Genomic DNA, 17867 nt, shown 5'->3' on the forward strand with positions numbered 1-17867 from the left:
GCCCCTTCCGATACGTCGGACAATGCGCCAGTCGCTCACCATCTGGCCGGGCTTCAAGTCCAAGGGATCAAAATCCGCGAACATGCCGCGCACCTCTCGCCAGTGGCTACAGCGTCACCTCGGGAATGGACAGACAGCGGCTCCCATCACCATTACACACCCGCACCGAGTGCTGCGCTCGCAGCCATGCTTCCCACTTACGCGCGGGCATCTCCACTTCCACGGCCACGCTCATCACACCGCCCGGGGAGATGGTTGCTTGCCCTGATAGCACCACGTGAGCGCGGCGCGGCTCCCCTCCTGTGGGCGTGACTTCGGCCCACGCAGGCGCCCACGGCTCCTCCCCAGTGTTGTTCACTTCGAGGACAACCACGCTCCACGTTGTCCCTCCGAGGCCCCAGCACTGTACGGGGCGAAGCTCCCCCCCGCGCGTCTCAAGGCACGCTTTCTCAAACTCTGCTCCCCTCATGCCTTTCTCGGTCACGAAGCCCGCGAGCGCCACGGCTGCCGGGCTCAAGGCAGCGGGCCGTGCCTTCAACGCCTCCAGCTCCTTGGCTTGCGCCTCGCACCGCTCGCGCGTGGCCGACAGTTCCACGCGGCACGCCTCGACGGTTTGCTGCGGGCGGCTCACGTTGACCAAGCCATCCGCTGTGCCCGGCTGCCCGGTCAGCAGGAACACGACGCTTGCGGGTGAGCCCTCGCGGTAGGTGACTCGCAACGCGAGCCATTCGCCAGTCCCGAGTGCCACGGCGGGCGAGAGCGTCACGCCTGCATCCCCCACCTCGAAGACAGCGAAGCGGGCGCGGCCCTCCACCTGGACAGACTCACGCAGGATCGGAGCGCCCAGGAGGAGCACCGTGACGGTGCCAGGCGCGACGTAGAGCACCGGGGACTCGCCCGACTTGCCCGTGAGAACGACGGAGCGTCCTGCGGGCGCGGCCTGTACCGTCGCTGTAAGGCCCACCAGCAGGGAGGCGAGCGCAAAACTTGGGGTGAAGGGTCGGAACAAGGCGGGGGAACCTCCCGGGTAGGCCCCCAGAGTAGCAGACAGGGGAGCGCCCCCGCGTCGAAGTCAGGCGCTGTCCATGCGCCATACGTCGGCTTCCTTTCCGCGTGCCGTTCACGGCCCCACCGCGCACGCCACGACTCATCTGCGAGGGTTCCACGCGCCGAGCAAGTGAGCCTGGACGCGGGAGACTCCACCGGGCGCAACTTCACCCGTCCGACGCGCGGGTTCCACTGGCCCACAGGCCTGACCCGATACGCGCATGGTGGCGCCGGGCGTGGGCCGTTGGTGGGCTCCGGTGGCACCGGGCGTGGTGCCGGTGGTGGGCTCCGGTGGTGCCGGTGGTGGGCTCCGGTGGTGCCGGTGGTGGGCTCCGGTGGTGCCGGTGGTGGGCTCCGGTGGCACCGGGCCGTGGCGCCGAGCTGCACCCCGTAGAAGTCCCGTAGAAGTCCCGTATGAAGTCTCGTCACCGCTCCGCGTCCGCCACGGTTCAGCCGCACCGTGCCCTGCACCGCGCACGCTCCATCCACCCGCCCGCATGGGCCCTTGGTTGCCCGGCCGCACGCTTGCCAATCACCGCTCGCGCTTCGCCCCGCGTCTGGACACAAGGCGCTGCGCTGTGTCACTCCTGCTGTGGGTAGTTCTGGGCAGGTTGGCGAGTTTGTGAAGGGCGGGCAGGGCGATGGGTGGGATCAACTCCCTGGAGGGGCAACCCTCCATGTGCGGCGCAGTCGTGCGCCGTTGGCTGGCCGGTGACACCACCGGCAGAAACGCCGAGAACACCGGCGAGAACACTGGCAGAAGCTCCGGAGACAACGCTGGGAACTCCAGCAGCAACGCCAGGGCGCGTCGCTGGTCACTCCAGGCGACGCCGCAGGAGGGGGAACGGCCATGAGCGTGTCCCCTCTGGCTGCGAACACCGCGCCCGCGTTTCTCACCGTGGAGGAAGCCGCCGAACTTCTGCGGGTGAACCGGAAAACCCTCTACGAGGCGATCCGGCTCGAACAGGTGCCCGGCGTTGCACGGCTCGGGCGAATCCTCCGCATCCACCGGGACACGCTGCTAACGTGGAGCCCCGGTAACAGCAGACCTGCGCTCGGAGAGACGAAGTCATGAGCGTCAGACTGCGGCAGTGGAAGACCCAGGAGGGCAAGGTGCAAGAGGCGTGGTGGGTGGACGTCAAGTACCAGCACCCCAGCGGCAGGGTGGAGCGCATCCGCAAGGCCTCGCCCATCAACACCCGCCGTGGGGCTGAAGAGTACGAGCGACAGATACGCCATGCACTCCTGACCGGAACCTTCGGAAAGGAGAACGGCGCGGGTCGGGTTCTCACCCTCGGGGAGTTCGTCCCGCGCTTCCTGACGTACAGCGAGAACAACAACAAGCACTCCAGCGTCGTCACCAAGCGGCAGATCCTGGACGATCACCTGATCCCCGTGTTCGGCAACACGCCCCTTGATGCCATCGGTCCAGCGGAGATCGAAGACTTCAAGGCGGCCATGCGTAAGAAGCCCTCGGGGGCGAGAGCACGGAAGGAAGCTCCCACGCGGGCGGCCCTCCTCAAGCGCAAGGGCTCCGGTGCGGTGAAGCTGCTCTCCCTCAAGTCGAACAACAACGTTCTGACGGTCCTGCACAAGTTGCTGCCACTGGCTCAAGAACAGGGCGTGCTCCAACACGTCCCGCGCGTCAAGCTGTTCAAGACGGACAAGCCCGCCTTTGACTTCCTCTCCTTCGAGGAAGCCGAGCGCATGAGCCATGCCGCTGAGCCGGAGTGGCGGACGTTGATCCTCGTGGCGCTCAAGACGGGGCTGCGGCTTGGAGAGTTGATCGGGCTCCAGTGGGCAGACCTGGACTTGCAGCGCGGCAAACTCAACGTGCGGCGCACCATCTGGCGCGGCGTGGTGGGACTGCCCAAGGGTGGACGGGAACGGACCGTGGACCTGCCCACGTCGGCGGTGGAAGCACTCAGAGCACATCGCCACCTGTGCGGCCCATACGTGTTCTGCCAGACGGACGGTCGCCCGCTCACCGCTGGGATGACCAAGCACCCGCTCCTGCGAGCGCTGTGTAGGGCAGGAGTCAGCCGCCCGAAGGGTTCCATTGGCTGGCACGACTTGCGCCACACCTACGGCAGCCACCTCGCGATGCGGGGCGTTGCTCTCAAGGTCATCCAGGAATTGATGGGGCACGCGACCATCGAGATGACCATGAGGTATGCGCACCTGTCGCCCGAGGCGCGGGAGAGCGCGGTGCAGGAACTGGATCGGCCCAGCCCCCAGCCGCGCGCCGCTCTGGGCTAGAGACGCCAGAGGGGCACACTGAGGTCACATGAAGAAAACGAGGACAAAGAAAAACCCAGCAACCCTTTAAGATTGCTGGGCTTCTCGGGATGGAGGCGGCGGGAATCGAACCCGCAGCCGGGCGATGGAAGATGGCCGCTCGCCGTGAGGACCCGTCAGACCTCCTCGTCGGGCAAGAGCGTGCGGAGCAGCGCGTCGTCGGGACCCAACGGACGCCAGCCGGGCGGCGGTGGCGTCGCACGGAGTGCAGCCCTGACCTGAGCAGCTCGTGCCTGATGTGTTTCAGGGGTGTAGGCGGACCATGAACCGAGCGCCTTGGCCACCTTGAAACGGTTTGCGTCGTCCATCACGGCTGGCCAACCATCGGGGAGGCTCTGGGCCAACATGCGCAAGAGCACAGCGCGCACGAAGCGTGTGACCTGTTTGCGCTGCTCCGCCTCCGCAAGCAACTCGCTCAGCACCTGTACTCCGACGACATCCTCCTTGCCCAGTTCCTCGGCCAACGCATACAGCGGGACCGCAGGGCGCGCCTCGGCGAAAGCGGTGAGCGACTCGTAGCCCGCTCGCGTACCGCTCAGACAGTCGGGTCTTCCAGTTGCCCTGCCAGGCACGTCCGTCGGTCATCGCCCTCTCCAGGGGGAATTCATCTTCTCCGAGGCCACCAACACCTGCCAGCGCGTGAGCGGGCCTGGGTACAGCTTCCCCGTGGGCGGGAGCACGTTCTCCGGCATCAGCCCCGACCGGAGCAAGCCGCCGGATGGGGTGGGGCCTGCTTCGACGTGAACACCGAGCGATGGACGGTGATCGGCCAGCCCTGAGCGCACACGCCAGCCCTGGCCGCACCCGGTCAACCCCGCCGGAGTGCGAGCCATGCGGGATAGTGTTCCTCGACCCAACCACATTGCATTCCCCAGGGCTTCTTCGCGGGGACCTTGGGGCTTCCGTTCGGGTTGATGTCCATGAGGCTCGCCATCGTCAGGTCCACGTCGAGCTGGATGGTACGAGGCTCGAGCGCACGGTGGATCTCCTCGTGCGGCACCGCGTCGTTCATCATCGCGAGTACCTGCTCGAAGCGCTCGAGGTGGCTCCGCATGTGGAGGAGCCACCACTCATCGAAGCGCATCGGCCGCTTTTCCGCATTTTCTGCGGGCGTGATGCCGGATTCGTAGCGCGCGTCGATCCAGACCTGTCCACTTGCTTCGCCGTGCACGACCAGCACCACCTCGATGCCGCAGCCGTAATCGGCGATCGTCAAGGTACCGTCGAGCGGTGCTTCCAGGGCCTCTTCCGCGAGCTCGAACGTGCTGACGTGGGGGAAGGGCCGGGCGACCCATCGAGACCGCGGATCGATCGGAAACACGCCGTAGTAAGGGCCGGGGCCGCCGTTCCCGATCTCGGTGAGGAATGCACGGTAGGGGGCGGGCAGCTGGATGCCATGCTCGGACTCGAACGCGGAGAGCTCGCTCTCCGACGCACGAGGGTTCGGCTTGTACTGGTGCCTCGACGCACCGAAGACCACCCGGCGTGCATCGAGCACGCTGAGCCTCTCGATGATCCGCTTCACCTCCGCCGTGAAGCCGTCGCTGCTCATGCGAGGAGAGTAGCCGCGGATGGCGCAGGGCTCAAAGGGGCTCGATGGCCGTCCTATTCGCGGCTGCCGCAAGCGCTGCGGCTGCCGCAAGCTTGTGTCTGGCCTGCCAAGGCGGCCCGATCGATCGTCCCATCGCACGCAGGAAAGCTTCGATATCTTCGCCACCGAGCGCCGCCGCCGCGTCGCGGAACACCCTCTCGCGATCGTACCAATACACGAACCATCCGCGCGCCTGCGCCGCGGTGGCCAGAGCCTCGCGATACATGACGGAGTCCGCGACGTTCGCCGCGCGGGTGTCGGCGATCCGCTCCTCCGTCGTCGGTGGAAGCCGCGGGCACACGCGGATTGCGATGCTCGCTATCGGCACGGGCACCGCCGCGGCCAGCGTCTCGAGGCTCTCGCGCGCGCCGAGCGTGGCGGCCTCGCGCACGCGCTCGACGAGCGCCACGGCGTCGGCGAGTGAGATCGCTCGCGCCCAAGAGCTGTTCAGGTAACGGCCTACCGCCCACGACCCTTCGTGGTGATACGGGTGCGTCGGCAAACCGTGGGTCAGGTCGATGCGCCGGCGATCGAGGAACTCACCGCTGGACGCGACCGTGACGAGCTCCGCCGAGTTACCGTGTTCGGCGACGCCGACGGTCGCTGCAGGCCGCACTCGCGCTCTCGCCACGTGCTCCTCCTCTCTGCCGTTCGTCATGGGGTACAGCCAGAACGTCTGTCGGATCCTTCATGTTCTGGTTATGTGCAGCAAAACATGCAAAACGAGCCTATTGACATAAAAATGTAAAACAATAGGGGCGCTCAGGAGGATTTCCTCGTGACGCCACACCGCCGTCGCGCCCTTGGCGCATCCATCGCGTTCGTCGCCTGCCTCAACGTCTCCCTCAACGCAGACGCTGCTCCCCGGCCCGTGTACGCGCCGAGCGGTGGGTTCGCGGCCCCGTCCGTGGAGAGCCGCAACAGCCAGTTCTACGGCATGTCGACTGGAAGCCTCGTCCCGTCGGCCCAGGGGAACGTCGCCACCGGTCCCTGGACCGCCGAGGGGCCGGCGCTCACCTCGAAGCACTCATGGGCCACGGGCGGCGGCATGTGGGCCCCGGACCTGGAGCGGATCAGCGCGGCCGAGTGGGTGCTCTACTTCGCAGCCCCCGTGGATGGGCTGGATGCCAACCAGCGCTGTATCGGAGCAGCCACCGCCAGCTCGCCGCTGGGGCCGTTCACCCCGGTCTCGGGCGGGCCGCTGGCCTGCCCGGGGCTGGCGGACGTCTCCACCGCGGATGACCGACAATGGGGGCCGCCGAGGCATGTACGTGGGCGTGCTCGGCTGGGACTCCAATGACAACCCGGTCGTCAACAGGTCGCCTGTTGCTGGCCGCTCCCGTTGCTCATGGCCTGTGCGGGCGAAGAGGACGGGGGCTGCATCAGATACGAACCCGAGTCAGCGGGGTATTCGACCCGGGACCTGCTGCAGGATGGCCGGCAGCCCACCAACGAAAACTGCATGGAGCTGTGCCAGGCGAAGAGCCTGCCCGACGTGGAGCGGTGCGGCGCGCCAGCTGCTGCCGGGGCTCCAGGTCCTCATCGCACAGGGACAGCGTGCACGGAGCCCCTCAGGGGGTCATGCCATGGGGCTGGGTTGCAGCCTCGTCCACGAACACGAAGGTCGCCTCGGCACGACAGATCCAGTCACCCGGATTGCCGGTGCGTCCGGGCGACACCGTGAGGCGCACACCGCGCAGCATCGCGCCACCGCCGTCCAGCACCCCACGGTGCAGCCGATCCACGGCGGAAAGCGGGAAGGGTGCTGGAGCGGCCCCCGAGCCTTCGACGGCGAGCGGCTCCGCGGTGATCGTCACCGGCGGGATGCCGCCATGGATCGGTACGAGCACCAGGGCTCTCGGGCGAGGGGTCAAGCTCAGCGTGAGCGAAGCTCCCGGCATGCACAGGTTCCAGTCGGCGAGCTTCGGCTCCAAGGAGTGCGGCTCGCCTTCGGTGAGCGCGTTGCGGTAGAGCGAGAACGTCCGTCCGGCGCCCTGCTCCCAGCGCGGCTGCACCAGGCGAAGGAGCGTGCCGTACTGGAAGAGCCACGGTGCGGGAGCCTCGGCGGTGCCAGAGGCGGGGAAGTCCAGGTGCTCCACCACCACCTCGGGGTGCTTCTTCAGCTCGCGATCCCACCATACGGTGCGGCGGTACTCGTACTCATGCGGGACGGGGATCAGCGCGCCCTCCCCCTGGAGCGACCGCATGAGGTAGGTCGTCCAGTAGCCCCCGAGCAGTGGCACTCCAGGCTTGTGCTGCTCGAGTCGGTGGGCGGTGGTCTCCAGCTCGAAGAAGTGAGGGTTGAGCACCGGCGGGGGCAAGGCCCATGCGCCGCCCGCCAGCGCCAGGGCCCCCAGTACGACGAGCACCCGAGGGCGCCAGCGAGACAGCCCCGGCAGCACCGCCACTCCGAGCGCCACCGTCAGGGCTCCACTGAAGGCTCCGAAGAGGTACAGCGGCGCGAAGTAGCGCGTCGCGTAGTCATTGAGCCGCACGTGGTTGATGGCGGTGAGCAGCACCACATGCGCTACGGCGAGCAGCCAGGTGGCCAGCACCAGCACCGCGCCTTCCAACAGCACGGCATCCCGCGAGGCGCGGGTGCGCAGCGTGCGCCACAGGAATCCAGCGGACAAACAGGCGCCCACCGTCCCCGCGATGAACCACGGCAGGAACGGCGAGCTCCACAGGTTGTCGGCCATGTTGCGCGCGTTCTGCCCCAGGTACTCCCAGTCGATGTGCAGGACGGTGCGGTTGTTCAGGCCGAACCGGTACCGGGCGAAGTCCAGGTAGCCGAAGCGGATGAGGTACTCCACCACGACGGCCGCCACGATGAGCAGCACCGCTCCGCCCCAGCGCCGCCAGAAGCGACCACCCGCGAAGACGTCTGGCGCGAGCAGTCGCGCACGCACCGCCTCCCCGGTGGCGAGGATGAGCAGGAGCGGGCCGCTCACGGTGGACGTCCAGATGGACAGAAAGGACAGCAGGAAGGTGCGGGCGCGGAACAGGCGGACCGTGCGGCGGGGGAGGGGACTGCCCTCCACCTGATCGTTGTCCCGCCGCAAGCTCCACCACGCGAGGAGCAGCGCCGTCAACTGCCACGGGTACACCTGGGCCAGCTCGAAGAGGGTGGCGCGCAGGGGCGTGTTCGCGAGGATGACGGCGGTGTAGAGGCCGGCTCCCAGCAGGCGGAAGCCCCGGCTGAGCGCGCCCATGACGAAGGCGCCACCGAGCAGCCAGGTGGTGAGCCACGCCTGCAGGTGCATGTACGTCCAGGTGAAGCCGAAGAGTCGGCCCACCAGGCGCGCGGAGAGGAAGGGCCAGGCGCCGAAGCGATCCTGGCCGTAGAAGTAGAAGTCGAAGAGGCTCCGCCCCGGCTCGTTGCACATCATCACCGGGATGGCGCAGTCCGAGTTGTAGAGAGGGACCTGCACCGTCTGCGGGCTGAGCACCTGGGTGCCGCGAGCAACGAACACGGCGAACAGGAGGATGGCGCCCGTCCCCCACAGCATCCGTGAGCGCCGCGAGGCGTGAGCCTCGGCGGCGGCAGGCGGGCGGGCGGGCTCTTCCGGGGACTTCATCGGGGCTGAGCGTGTACCACCGACCGGCCCCTGCTCCAACCGCGCCTACCGCGGGCCCACCGAGGTGGGGCGCCCCTGCTCACCCGCGGGCTGCAACGCTCCGTCGAGGGAGAACCTCATCGACCGTGAGGAGCCGGGGCAGGGAGGGATTCAGGAGTCGGTGCAGGAAGAGCCCCACGCCCGCGCTGCCCCCGCCGAAGTCACAGCTGATCCGGGCCAGGTCTTGCGAGGCAAAGGCGTATCCATTCTTGCGGGACATGCGGTGCGGAAGGATGGCCTCCGCCAGGTAGAACGCATTGTTCAGGTACCGCTCGTCTCCGAGGAACAGGTACATGTCCAACAGGAACTCGCCGTACCCGGCCAGTCCATACTCCCACCACAGCTTGTTGGTGTGCCGCTCGCTGACCGTATTGGCGCAGCGGTCGGCGAACCTGCGCAGCCGCTCATCCCCCGTGGCCAGGTAGCCGCGGAGCAGCGCCGTGCCCACTCCCGCGGAGCCGTGCCGCATGTGGGGTGACTTGGGCGCGGCCGCGGGAGCGTTGACCCGGGGGAACCAGAGGACCGACCCTTCGAGCTGCTCGCAGTGAGCCATCTCGAAGTCCAAGGCCTTGAGCGCGGCATCCAGGAAGCGCTCCTCCTTGCAGGCCCCGTGGAGCCCCAGGAGGAACAGCGCGACGCCGCTGTTCCCGTGGCCGAAGCCCAGGGGCATCGTGTCGTTGAGCTCCCAGTAGGCCCCCTGGGCATGCTGCTTCTGGGTGCGCAGCATGTGCTCGCCCGCGTCCATGGCTCGCTTCAGATACCGGTCCGCGCCCGTCCGCTGCCAGAAGGCGACGTTGGCCAGCCCCCAGCCCGCCGTGCCCCAGAAGAGGTCCGGGTGCTCGTAGAGGAGCTTCGACTCCGCGGCGGCGTCCATCGCCGCATGGGCCTGCTCCTCGAGCCCGAAGTCCAGGAAGGCCCAGGCGATGCCCGACAGCCCGCTGAACAACCCCGGAGGGTAGTCGGAGGGCTTGAAGTGGGCGCGCATCCAGTCCAGCACGGGGCGGGGGACTTCCCCGGTGGTCCGCTGGAGGAAGTAGGCCGTGCCCGTCGCGCCGTACGAGAGGTGAAGCGGGTTGGTCCAGTAGAGCTCGGGCCTCGTCGGCCACAGCCGGTCATCCCGGGTGTAGTCCGCGCTGCCGAGGATGAACGTCTTCAACCCTTCCACCGTCTTCGAGATCTCCTCGCGCAGCGCGGCGGTGGGGGCAGGGCGCTCGGGAGGAGCGTCACCCAGGATGACATACGGGCGGGTGCTCTCCGGGACCCGGCAGCCCTCCAGCACCTCCAGGACGCGATCCAGGTCCCAGCGCCGCTTCCTCTCGGGCTCGAGCAGCCCCACGGTGATGTCGTAGAGCTCGCCTGGCAGCTCGTAGTCCTCGAGCGTCTGCTTGTAGGAGGCCAGGATGCCTTCCCGGTTCAGATCGAGCCCGGGCGCGGTGAAGGACACCATGTCGAGGATGAGCGCGCCCATGGAGAAGTGATCATCCGCGGGGTGCGGTAGCCCGTTCTCGCGCTGCTCGGGTGAGGTGTAGCCCGGCGTCCAGTTCTCGATGGGGGCTTCGTTGCGATCCAGCTCGTAGGCGAACTCGAGATCGATGAACTTCATCTCGTGGGACTTCGTGAACATGACGTTGTTGCGGGTGATGTCCCGGAGAACGACGTCATGCGCATGGACGACCTTCAGCCCCGCGATGATCTTCCGGATGGTGTCCCGGATTCGCGTGAAGAGGTGCGCGGGGACCAGATCCGTGGAGCCATGGAAGAACCCCATGGAGTAGCCCCACAGGGACTCGGCGGAGAGCTGCTCCTGGACCAGGAACAGGTGCTCCCACTCCTTGAAGAGATCGACGAAGTTCGCGGTGTAGCCCGTCGGCCCGAGCTTCGAGAGGATCCGGCCTTCCTTGTGGAGCAGGCGGAAGCCCTCTTCATCCTCGTCGGTGCCTCCCTGGACGGGGCGGGCCTCGCGGATGACGACGTTCTTTCCCGTCTGGGTGTCCACGCCTCGGTAGATGCCCCCCGCTCCATGGAACTTCAGGGCCCCCTGGACGCGGTAGCGGTTGTTGAGGGGCACGCCAGCCCCTTGCTTCGGGCGCTCGATGGGCTTCCAGTCCGAGAACGGATCCGTGATCCACGGCGGAAGCTTGAAGTAGCCCTTGCGCTCATCCGAGACCCACTTTCCCTCTGGAGAGCGGATGACGGCCGTCCGCCGGCCCGAGGGATGGAGCACGTCGTAGCCATAGTGCTCGCCGTAGCGGTAGTAGACGACCTTGCTTGCCTTGTAGGGCCGGTCCGTCAGCAGGAAGGGACCCTTCATTCCCTGGGTCGCCGCGTCCAGCTGCTCGAGGAGCCGCTGGAACGATTCCTGGCTGTCGGGATAGATGGCGACGAACTTGCCCGCGCCCGTGCGCGGCATGTTCTTGTGTGAAGACAGCCGCAACATGCGGCGATCCGCGCAGAACTTGAAGGCGACCCGCTCCCTGGCCAGGATCGGCACGACCTTTCGCAGCAGCTCCACATCACTCAGCTCGGAAGCGGCCAGGTGGATCTTCCAGCCCTCGGCGAGCCTCGGAGCGCCCTCGGGAAGTCTGCAGTAGGTCCAGTATCCGCCTACCTGGAGTCTCCAGCTGTCATCCAGGTGGGGACGGACCAGATCGAGATACTCGGAGGACGAGACGTAGGACTCGATGCTCTCGTAATAGTCATCGTCGAGCAGCGAGTAGAGGAAGTCGGGGCGGTCGCTGAACATGCCTGCTCGGAGCTCTTTCTTCGTTCGTGAAGCGACCTGCCAGCGCTGGGCTCCAGGCTGGCAGGTCGGACCAACGGCTAGGTCTTGCTGCGGTGCGACGCGCAGCTCGCGGTCGAGGTGCAGCTGACCGACGAGGTGCAGGCGTCGGAGTCCGGCAGCTCGAGTTCGTCGTCGAAATACTGAAGCGCGAGGACCTGCTCCATGGCTCATCTCCTTGGGACTGGGGGAAAACTGCTGGGCCTGGGGCTCCCTTGAGCGCTCGTGCGATCAAGTTGCCCCGCACTCACTCTACGCGTAAAATTCAATCAGTGAAAGACGATTCTGAGGGAAAAGCTGGGTTTTGGGTTTTCCTGGGGTCCGTAGGGTTGGCGCGGACATGAGAACGGCCGCCGAGTGGCGTGCAAGTCTGGCCCATGTGCCAGAGACGCTGAGGCTCGTCTGGCGAAGCGCCCCGGGGGGCACCGCCGCGCTGGCGGGATTGACCCTGGTGGCGGCAGTGCTGCCGGTGGCGGTGGCCTGGCTGGGAAAGCAGATCGTCGACGCGGTGGTGGCGGGTTCGCGGGAGCGGACCCTGCGCTGGGTGCTGGCGGAGCTGGCGGTCGTCGCGGGGCTGGTGCTCTCGCAGCGGTTGCTGACGCTGGTCCGCGGCGGGCTCGGCTCGCGAGTCGCCCTGGACATCAACGTGTCCATCCTCGAGAAGGCGCTCACGCTGGAGCTGCAGCAGTTCGAGGATCCCCAGGTGCAGGATCAGCTCACGCGCGCTCGGCGTGAGGCCTCCTCCCGGCCCGTCTCGGTCGTCAGTCGGACCTTCGGCATCCTGGAGAGCGTCGTGAGCCTGCTCGGCTTCGCGGCGCTGCTGGTCACCTTGTCGCCGTGGGCGGTGGGGGCACTGCTCCTCTCGTCCATGCCGGCGACCCTGGCGGAGATGCGCTTCTCGGCGCGGCTCTTCCGGCTCAAGAGCACTCGCGCCCAGGACAACCGGCGGCTGTTCTACTTCGAGTACCTGCTGTCGGCGGAGGAGCACGCCAAGGAGGTCCGGATCTTCCGGCTCGGAGACACGCTGCTGTCGCGCTACCGGGCGCTGGGCGAGCGCTTCTACGAGGAGGATCGCGTGCTGGCGCGCCGCCGCGCGCTCTGGGTCTTCCTGCTCTCGCTGCTGGGCACGGGCGCGTTCTATGCCAGCTATGGGGCAACGGCCCTGGCCGCGGCGGATGGGCGCATCTCCCTGGGAGAGATGACGCTCTACCTGGTGGCCTTCAGGATGGGGCAGCAGGCGTTCCAGGCGCTGCTGGCGGCCGTGGGCGGCATGTACGAGGACAGCCTCTACATGTCCAACCTGTTCGGGTTCCTGGCCCTTCCGTCCACCCCGGCGCGCGGGGCGAGTCTCCTCCCGTCGGAGGCTCCTGGGGCGGAGCAGGGCATCCGCTTCGAGTCGGTCGGGTTTCGCTATCCGGACTCGGAGGCGTGGGCGCTCAAGGGCCTCAACCTGTTCATTCCCGCCAGCCAGAGCCTGGCGCTGGTGGGGCACAACGGTGCTGGCAAGAGCACCTTCATCAAGCTGCTGACGCGCCTGTATCGCCCCACCGAGGGGAGGATCCTCCTGGACGGTCGCGACCTCAACGACTGGGAGGAGGAGACCCTGCGGCGGCGCATCGGTGTCATCTTCCAGGACTACAACGAGTTCCAGTTCGTCGTGCGCGAGAACGTGGGGTTTGGGAGCATCGACCATGTCGCGGACACGGAGCGGGTGCAGCGCGCCATCGAGAAGGGCGGGGCGGCGGACTTCGTGACACAGCTCTCCCGGGGGCTCGACACCCAGCTGGGGCGCTGGTTCAAGGACGGGACGGATCTGTCAGGCGGGCAGTGGCAGAAGCTGGCCATCTCTCGCGCCTTCATGCGCGAGGAGGCGGACATCTTCATTCTGGATGAGCCGACCGCCTCGCTGGACGCGGAGTCCGAGAAGGCCGTGTTCGAGCGATTCCGGCTCCTGGCGGCGGGCCACACGACCATCCTCATCTCGCACCGGTTTCCCACGGTCCGGCTGGCCGACCGGATCGTCGTGCTCGAGGGGGGGCAGATCATCGAGCAGGGCCGCCACGAGGAGCTGCTCTCGGCGGGAGGGCGTTACGCTCGCCTGTTCAAGCTCCAGGCGGAGGGGTACCTCTGAGGAGGCGCCCTCCGGGGCTCTTTCCAGGCCTGGCCGAAGGGGTGCCCGGCGGCCTCGGCCATGCGGGGCACCCGGTCTCTGGTAGAACGCTCCTGCTTCTACGAAGATGGCCCGGACGGCTCGAAACCAGGACACGGGTGTCGCGGTTCACCGCCTCGAATGGGGACACCCAGACAATCCATGGCTCTAACACGGCAGACTGGCGCGATTGTTGCTCGGGGACCGCGCGTGCTCCCTCACCCTCTCAGCACACCTCCTCCCCAGGTTCATGGGTGGCTCCGCGTCGGCGTGCCATGTCTGCTGGCCCTGCTGGCCTCGGGGTGCGTGACGGTCTACCAGCCCCTCGTCTCGCTGCAGCGGCCGGTGGCGGTGGATCCGCAGCTGGCCAACTTCGAGGGTCAGCGCATGCTGATCCGCTGCCTTCCCGGGGAATACCTCCAGCCTGCTGACGCGGATCAGCTCTGTCGCAACGTCCGCTCACTCTTCACGAAGCAGGGCGCCGAGGTCGAGGTCGAAGTCCCACGCACGGGCGTGTCGACCCGGGACGATGGAGAGGCGGCCAGGGCCGACCTGATCGTCGAGATGAAGGCGCGGCTGGTGCACGAGGAGAACAGCGCGCTCCTGTGGACCCTGTCGGCGATCACCTTCACGCTGGTGCCCGCCATCACCGACTACACGTTCGCGCAGGATGTCCTCATTCGGGACTCCAGCGGCTTCCAGCTCGCCTCGGCCACCTTGCAGGGGCGCTTCGTGCGCTACTGCGGTGCGGGCCTCTGGGCGGTGAACAGCGCGCTGGATCTGCTCGTTCGCTCCGACGCGGAGGACCTCACGGGCGACGCGGCCAAGAAGGACTTCTCGCGAGACTTCCACGCGCAGCTCACCCAGCTCGCGTTCAACGCACGCATGCGCTCGCTGGTGATGCGCGGCTTCGAGGAGCCGAGCCGCGCTCCAGCGAGTGGAGCTTCCAAGTAGAGGCGGACGCCGATGGAGACCATCCTCATCATGCTCCTGATGCCTCTGCCGGTCTTCATGGGACGGGCGTACGACCCGGCCCCTGGGATCTTCCAGAGCAAGGAAGAGGCCCGGAACCTCGAGTGCTCCCGGCTCAGCCAGGCCGAGGCGCACGAGCGCTATCCGGGGCAGGTCCCCGAGCCGCCAGCCCGGGGCACGTGGGAAGTCACCGACGCGCTCGCGTGCACGCGGCGCTTCATGCGCAACGGCGAGCGGCCGGCCCGCGACGAGGTGGTCCTGTCGTCCCTCCGCCGGTCGGTGGGGGACATCACCCAGGCCGCGAGCGCCGTCGAGGCGGGGGAGCTCACCTGGCACGTGGATGCCTTCTATCCGGAGCCGGCGGTGGCGGCGAAGATCGCCGTGGCCGCCAAGACGGAGCTCGTCGAGCGCGGCCACAAGGTCTCGGACCGGGTGCCGGTGCTCGCGGCCGGTGACATCGCGGTGCTGTGGAAGCTGCCGCCGAAGCAGGCCTACCCGCTGGCCTGCGAGCGATACTTCGCCCAGGGCGTGCTCACCGAGCGGGACGTCTTCCTGGGGCTGATGATCGTCGACCCCCGGGAGACCGGGCTCCATGCCGGGCTGTGCGTACGGGGCGAGTGGAAATGGCTCCAGTGAAGCCCGCGCTCCTGTGCCTGCTGCTCGCCCTGCTGCCGACCGTCGTCGGCGCGGAGGAGTCGCCGCTCTCGGACGCCCAGAAGGCGCAGATGGAGGCCCTGCGCGCGGAGATCGCGGCCCAGATCCAGCTCCAGGCCTACGATCTGCTCGACGAGCTGGTCTTCGGCTGGACCGAGCAGCCCGTGTTCGCGCTGGAGACACCGGTGGTGCTCGCGGACGTCAGCGTGCCCGTTGGCTTCGGCAGCGGGATGCGGGCCCTCATCGAGAACCACTTCGCGTCCCTCATCGTGAACCACCCGAACACCCGGGTGGCGCTCACGCACTGCCCGCAGTGCACCTCCGTGGTCGTGCACTCCGGCGCGAAGGGCACCATCCTGGCGCGCGGGGTGGACGAGCCGGAGGCCCTGTCCAAGGCGGGGACCCTCTCGGGGGGCCGTCACGCCCTCTTCCTCGACTTCGAGATCGAGGGCGCCGCGCTGGTGCTGCGCGCGCGCATCACCAGCCTCGAGCCGGAGCTGCCCATCATCTATGCGAAGACGCTCTCCACCTCGACCTCCTCGCCGGCCCTGCTGCGCAGTGGAGACCGTCTGAAGAGCGCCTCGGAGGCGCGTCGCGAGTATGTCGATGCGCTGCAGGGACGAAGCCTGTACCTGATCCCCATCCGGATCGGCGTACGCACCTACGCCTCGAGCTCATCGGCTCCCGTGAGGGTGACGCCCTTTCCCTGGCTCCAGCTGGGCGTCGAGGGTTCGCTCACGCAGGCGCGCTCATGGCTGGGGAGCTTCTCGGTGGGGTTCAGCTGGGCGCCTGAGCTGCACACCGGCTGGCTGGCACAGGGGCGCCTCTCCCGGCTGATCTCGGGCTCGGCGAGCTCGTTGACGGGGCCGGATCTCTACGCGTTCGTCGGCGGGTCGGTGATCTCCATCCATGGCAACAACGCGCTCACCTTCCAGGATCAGATCCCGGATCTGAATGCGGTCCTGCAGCAGATCACGGGCCGGCAGCCGCAGGCGACGTTTGGCGCCTTCCAGCTGGGGCTCGAGCTGCGCCTCAAGAACCGGATCGGCGCCGGGTTCTACCTGGAGTCGCTGCCGGGGATGGGCAGTGCCCCCGCCATCGGCGAGTACCTGGATCTGGGCCTCATCAGCTTCCACTCCCTGGGCGTGGAGGTGTCGTTTTGCTTCTAGCGCGCCTCGCCCTGCTCGCCGCGTTGCTCCCCACGGTGGCCCTCGCCCAGCGCGAGGCGAGCCGCGAGGCGCTCTCACGCCTCGAGGAGACCCTGGCCATGCGGCTGGAGGACGGGGGCGTCGGGACCAAGGATCTCCTGCCGGCGATGGTCGTCAGCGTCAACCCGGCGTTCGAGGAGACGCGCACCTGGTACCCGACCGAGGCGCTGGGGACGTTGGTGCGCGTCTTCGGCGCCGCGGGGCTCCGCTCCTGCGAGGCCTGCATGGCGCCTCGCACCTATGTCCAGGAGGGCGTGGTCGAGCAGGTCTCCACGAACCTGGGTGCCGCGGAGATCGCCCGCCTGGATGAAGCGAACCGAGGCACCTCGGCGCCCGCGCGGACCGCTATCTGGCTCGATGAGACCGCCCAGGGCGTGTCGCTACGAATCATCGATCTGCGCAACAGCCGCATCCTGCTCGCGGAGAACTTCGACGCGGCGATGATCGGCCAGGCGCGTACCCGTCGGAACCTCTCGCTCGTCCGGGAGCTCGACCGGCGGTCCCGAGGCGACAGCATCACGCACGCCTTCTTCGACGTGACGGTGTACCCCGGGCAGCACGTCTCCCTCGACTGGGTGGAGCAGTGGGGTGACACCAACGCCAACCTCTCCGGGTTCTCGCTGTCCCTCTTCGATCCGGTGCTGGGCGTGGGGGGCTCCTACTACCGCGTCATTCCGAGCGCCTTCAACATCTCGGTGGGCGGCAAGCTGCTGATGAGCCTGCCCACTGGCCTGATTCGCGGCATCAGCGGCGAGGACGTGGATGTCATCGACCCGCTGCTCACGGCGGTCTTCATGGTCCGCGTGCCCATCGCCAGGTCCAACTACGGCATCACCTTCTCCGCCTCCACCAGTGGACGGGTGGGGGTCGGCTTCTCCCTCATGAACGTCTCGCTGCTGCCCTTCCTGCCATGAGTCGACTCCTCGTCCTCATCCTCAGCCTTCCACTCCTCGCGGCCTGCTCGGCGCGCAACTACACCTACTACCTCATCGAGCCCGCGCCCCAGAAACACCCGGCGCTCCAGGAGGAGGGGACGCTGACGCGGCCGCTCGGCTTCGGCTCCACCACGGTGATGAAGGTCCGGTGGAACGACGGCAACATCATCACCGAGGTGGATGTGCCGGTGCTGTCCACGGGACAGCGCGTCGTCATCGAGCATGGGGCCGGCAGCCCCGAGGTGAAGACCATCCCCGCGTCGCGGGTGGTGCCTCCGCCGCCGACCCAGGCGGACTCCGCGCTCATCGAGGCCTATCGCGCCCGGGGGCTGCGCATCGATGAAGGCGCTCCCGAGGTGAGCATCACCCGTGCTCGCACCCTCATGCAGCAGGCGGTCAAGGAGGGCAACTACCACCTGGCGCTCGAGTGGTGCGAGGCGGTGCTGCAGCGCTACAAGTCCCATCCGGAGTTCCTGCGCGCCAAGGCCTCGCTGCTCCTGATGATGGGGGAGCGCGACAAGGCCATCGAGATCTACGAGCAGGTCGAAGCGATCGAGAGCGATCCGGAAGTCCGCAAGAAGCTGGAAGAGCTCCAGCGCCAACGAAAGTAGGAGTCG

The 17867-nt window shown here is 67.8% G+C and carries 15 protein-coding genes and 1 pseudogene; 9 read left to right on the forward strand and 7 right to left on the reverse strand.

Annotated elements, in window-relative coordinates; translation table 11 throughout:
• Positions 1-106 precede the first annotated feature (106 nt).
• On the reverse strand, positions 107-1009 hold the full coding sequence (locus tag KY572_RS17325; RefSeq protein WP_224243853.1) for a DUF2381 family protein: 903 nt from the start codon (positions 1007-1009) through the stop codon (positions 107-109).
• Between the two features lie 888 nt (positions 1010-1897).
• Here KY572_RS17325 and KY572_RS17330 point away from each other — a divergent pair.
• Positions 1898-2122 (forward strand): helix-turn-helix domain-containing protein, encoded by a 225-nt coding sequence (locus KY572_RS17330; RefSeq protein WP_224243855.1) that lies wholly within the window; start codon positions 1898-1900, stop codon positions 2120-2122.
• Positions 2119-3306, forward strand: a complete 1188-nt coding sequence (locus KY572_RS17335) for a tyrosine-type recombinase/integrase (RefSeq protein WP_224243857.1) — start codon at positions 2119-2121, stop codon at positions 3304-3306. Before KY572_RS17330 ends, KY572_RS17335 begins: the two co-directional genes overlap by 4 nt.
• 155 nt (positions 3307-3461) lie before the next feature.
• Here KY572_RS17335 and KY572_RS17340 read toward each other — a convergent pair.
• The 3 genes and pseudogenes from KY572_RS17340 to KY572_RS17350 all read right to left on the reverse strand — a co-directional run bounded on the left by KY572_RS17340 (position 3462) and on the right by KY572_RS17350 (position 5567).
• A pseudogene (locus KY572_RS17340) lies at positions 3462-3930 on the reverse strand (NUDIX hydrolase).
• 223 nt (positions 3931-4153) lie between these two features.
• A complete protein-coding gene (locus tag KY572_RS17345; RefSeq protein WP_224243859.1) occupies positions 4154-4897 on the reverse strand; it encodes an SMI1/KNR4 family protein in 744 nt (247 codons plus the stop codon).
• 31 nt (positions 4898-4928) lie between these two features.
• A complete protein-coding gene (locus KY572_RS17350; protein ID WP_224243861.1) occupies positions 4929-5567 on the reverse strand; it encodes a hypothetical protein in 639 nt (212 codons plus the stop codon).
• Between the two features lie 147 nt (positions 5568-5714).
• On the opposite strand from KY572_RS17350, the gene KY572_RS17355 reads away from it, so the two are divergent.
• A complete protein-coding gene (locus KY572_RS17355; protein WP_224243862.1) occupies positions 5715-6236 on the forward strand; it encodes a glycoside hydrolase family protein in 522 nt (173 codons plus the stop codon).
• A gap of 271 nt (positions 6237-6507) precedes the next feature.
• Here the strand turns inward: KY572_RS17355 and KY572_RS17360 are convergent, their stop codons facing one another.
• The 3 genes from KY572_RS17360 to KY572_RS47240 form a co-directional block, all read right to left on the reverse strand.
• A complete protein-coding gene (locus KY572_RS17360) occupies positions 6508-8514 on the reverse strand; it encodes a hypothetical protein (RefSeq protein WP_224243863.1) in 2007 nt (668 codons plus the stop codon).
• A gap of 79 nt (positions 8515-8593) precedes the next feature.
• Complete coding sequence (gene lanKC / locus KY572_RS17365) at positions 8594-11296, reverse strand: class III lanthionine synthetase LanKC (RefSeq protein ID WP_224243864.1); 2703 nt, start codon at positions 11294-11296, stop codon at positions 8594-8596.
• Positions 11297-11373: 77 nt separating this feature from the next.
• Entirely contained in the window at positions 11374-11499 is a 126-nt protein-coding gene (locus KY572_RS47240) for a hypothetical protein (protein ID WP_263451767.1), read from the reverse strand.
• Positions 11500-11672: 173 nt separating this feature from the next.
• Here KY572_RS47240 and KY572_RS17370 point away from each other — a divergent pair, with 173 nt between their 5' ends.
• The 6 genes from KY572_RS17370 (at position 11673) to KY572_RS17395 (ending at position 17861) form a co-directional block, all read left to right on the forward strand.
• Positions 11673-13463, forward strand: a complete 1791-nt coding sequence (locus KY572_RS17370) for an ABC transporter ATP-binding protein (protein ID WP_224243865.1) — start codon at positions 11673-11675, stop codon at positions 13461-13463.
• A 288-nt stretch (positions 13464-13751) separates the two neighbouring features.
• A complete protein-coding gene (locus KY572_RS17375; protein ID WP_224243866.1) occupies positions 13752-14435 on the forward strand; it encodes a hypothetical protein in 684 nt (227 codons plus the stop codon).
• A gap of 30 nt (positions 14436-14465) precedes the next feature.
• The gene (locus KY572_RS17380) at positions 14466-15089 is read left to right on the forward strand and encodes a hypothetical protein (protein WP_224243867.1); all 624 of its coding nucleotides are present in this window, start codon (positions 14466-14468) and stop codon (positions 15087-15089) included.
• Positions 15086-16276 carry a hypothetical protein gene (locus tag KY572_RS17385; RefSeq protein WP_224243868.1) on the forward strand — a complete coding sequence of 397 codons (1191 nt, stop codon included), beginning with the start codon at positions 15086-15088 and terminating at the stop codon, positions 16274-16276. Before KY572_RS17380 ends, KY572_RS17385 begins: the two co-directional genes overlap by 4 nt.
• Positions 16267-17229 carry a hypothetical protein gene (locus KY572_RS17390; RefSeq protein ID WP_224243869.1) on the forward strand — a complete coding sequence of 321 codons (963 nt, stop codon included), beginning with the start codon at positions 16267-16269 and terminating at the stop codon, positions 17227-17229. The genes KY572_RS17385 and KY572_RS17390 overlap by 10 nt, the downstream gene beginning before the upstream one ends.
• Positions 17226-17861 (forward strand): tetratricopeptide repeat protein, encoded by a 636-nt coding sequence (locus tag KY572_RS17395; protein ID WP_224243870.1) that lies wholly within the window; start codon positions 17226-17228, stop codon positions 17859-17861. The genes KY572_RS17390 and KY572_RS17395 overlap by 4 nt, the downstream gene beginning before the upstream one ends.
• The last annotated feature ends 6 nt before the right edge of the window (positions 17862-17867 follow it).

The sequence above is a fragment of the Hyalangium gracile genome, from assembly GCF_020103725.1.
GTDB lineage: Bacteria > Myxococcota > Myxococcia > Myxococcales > Myxococcaceae > Hyalangium > Hyalangium gracile.

What these genes read in the sequence shown, in the direction of transcription:
- KY572_RS17330 (WP_224243855.1), top strand. Translation starts at nt 1,898, where the DNA reads ATGAGCGTGTCCCCTCTGGCTGCGAACACCGCGCCCGCGTTTCTCACC.
- KY572_RS17335 (WP_224243857.1), top strand. Translation starts at nt 2,119, where the DNA reads ATGAGCGTCAGACTGCGGCAGTGGAAGACCCAGGAGGGCAAGGTGCAA.
- KY572_RS17345 (WP_224243859.1), bottom strand. Translation starts at nt 4,897, where the DNA reads ATGAGCAGCGACGGCTTCACGGCGGAGGTGAAGCGGATCATCGAGAGG.
- KY572_RS17360 (WP_224243863.1), bottom strand. Translation starts at nt 8,514, where the DNA reads ATGAAGTCCCCGGAAGAGCCCGCCCGCCCGCCTGCCGCCGCCGAGGCT.
- lanKC (WP_224243864.1), bottom strand. Translation starts at nt 11,296, where the DNA reads ATGTTCAGCGACCGCCCCGACTTCCTCTACTCGCTGCTCGACGATGAC.
- KY572_RS47240 (WP_263451767.1), bottom strand. Translation starts at nt 11,499, where the DNA reads ATGGAGCAGGTCCTCGCGCTTCAGTATTTCGACGACGAACTCGAGCTG.
- KY572_RS17370 (WP_224243865.1), top strand. Translation starts at nt 11,673, where the DNA reads ATGAGAACGGCCGCCGAGTGGCGTGCAAGTCTGGCCCATGTGCCAGAG.
- KY572_RS17380 (WP_224243867.1), top strand. Translation starts at nt 14,466, where the DNA reads ATGCTCCTGATGCCTCTGCCGGTCTTCATGGGACGGGCGTACGACCCG.
- KY572_RS17395 (WP_224243870.1), top strand. Translation starts at nt 17,226, where the DNA reads ATGAGTCGACTCCTCGTCCTCATCCTCAGCCTTCCACTCCTCGCGGCC.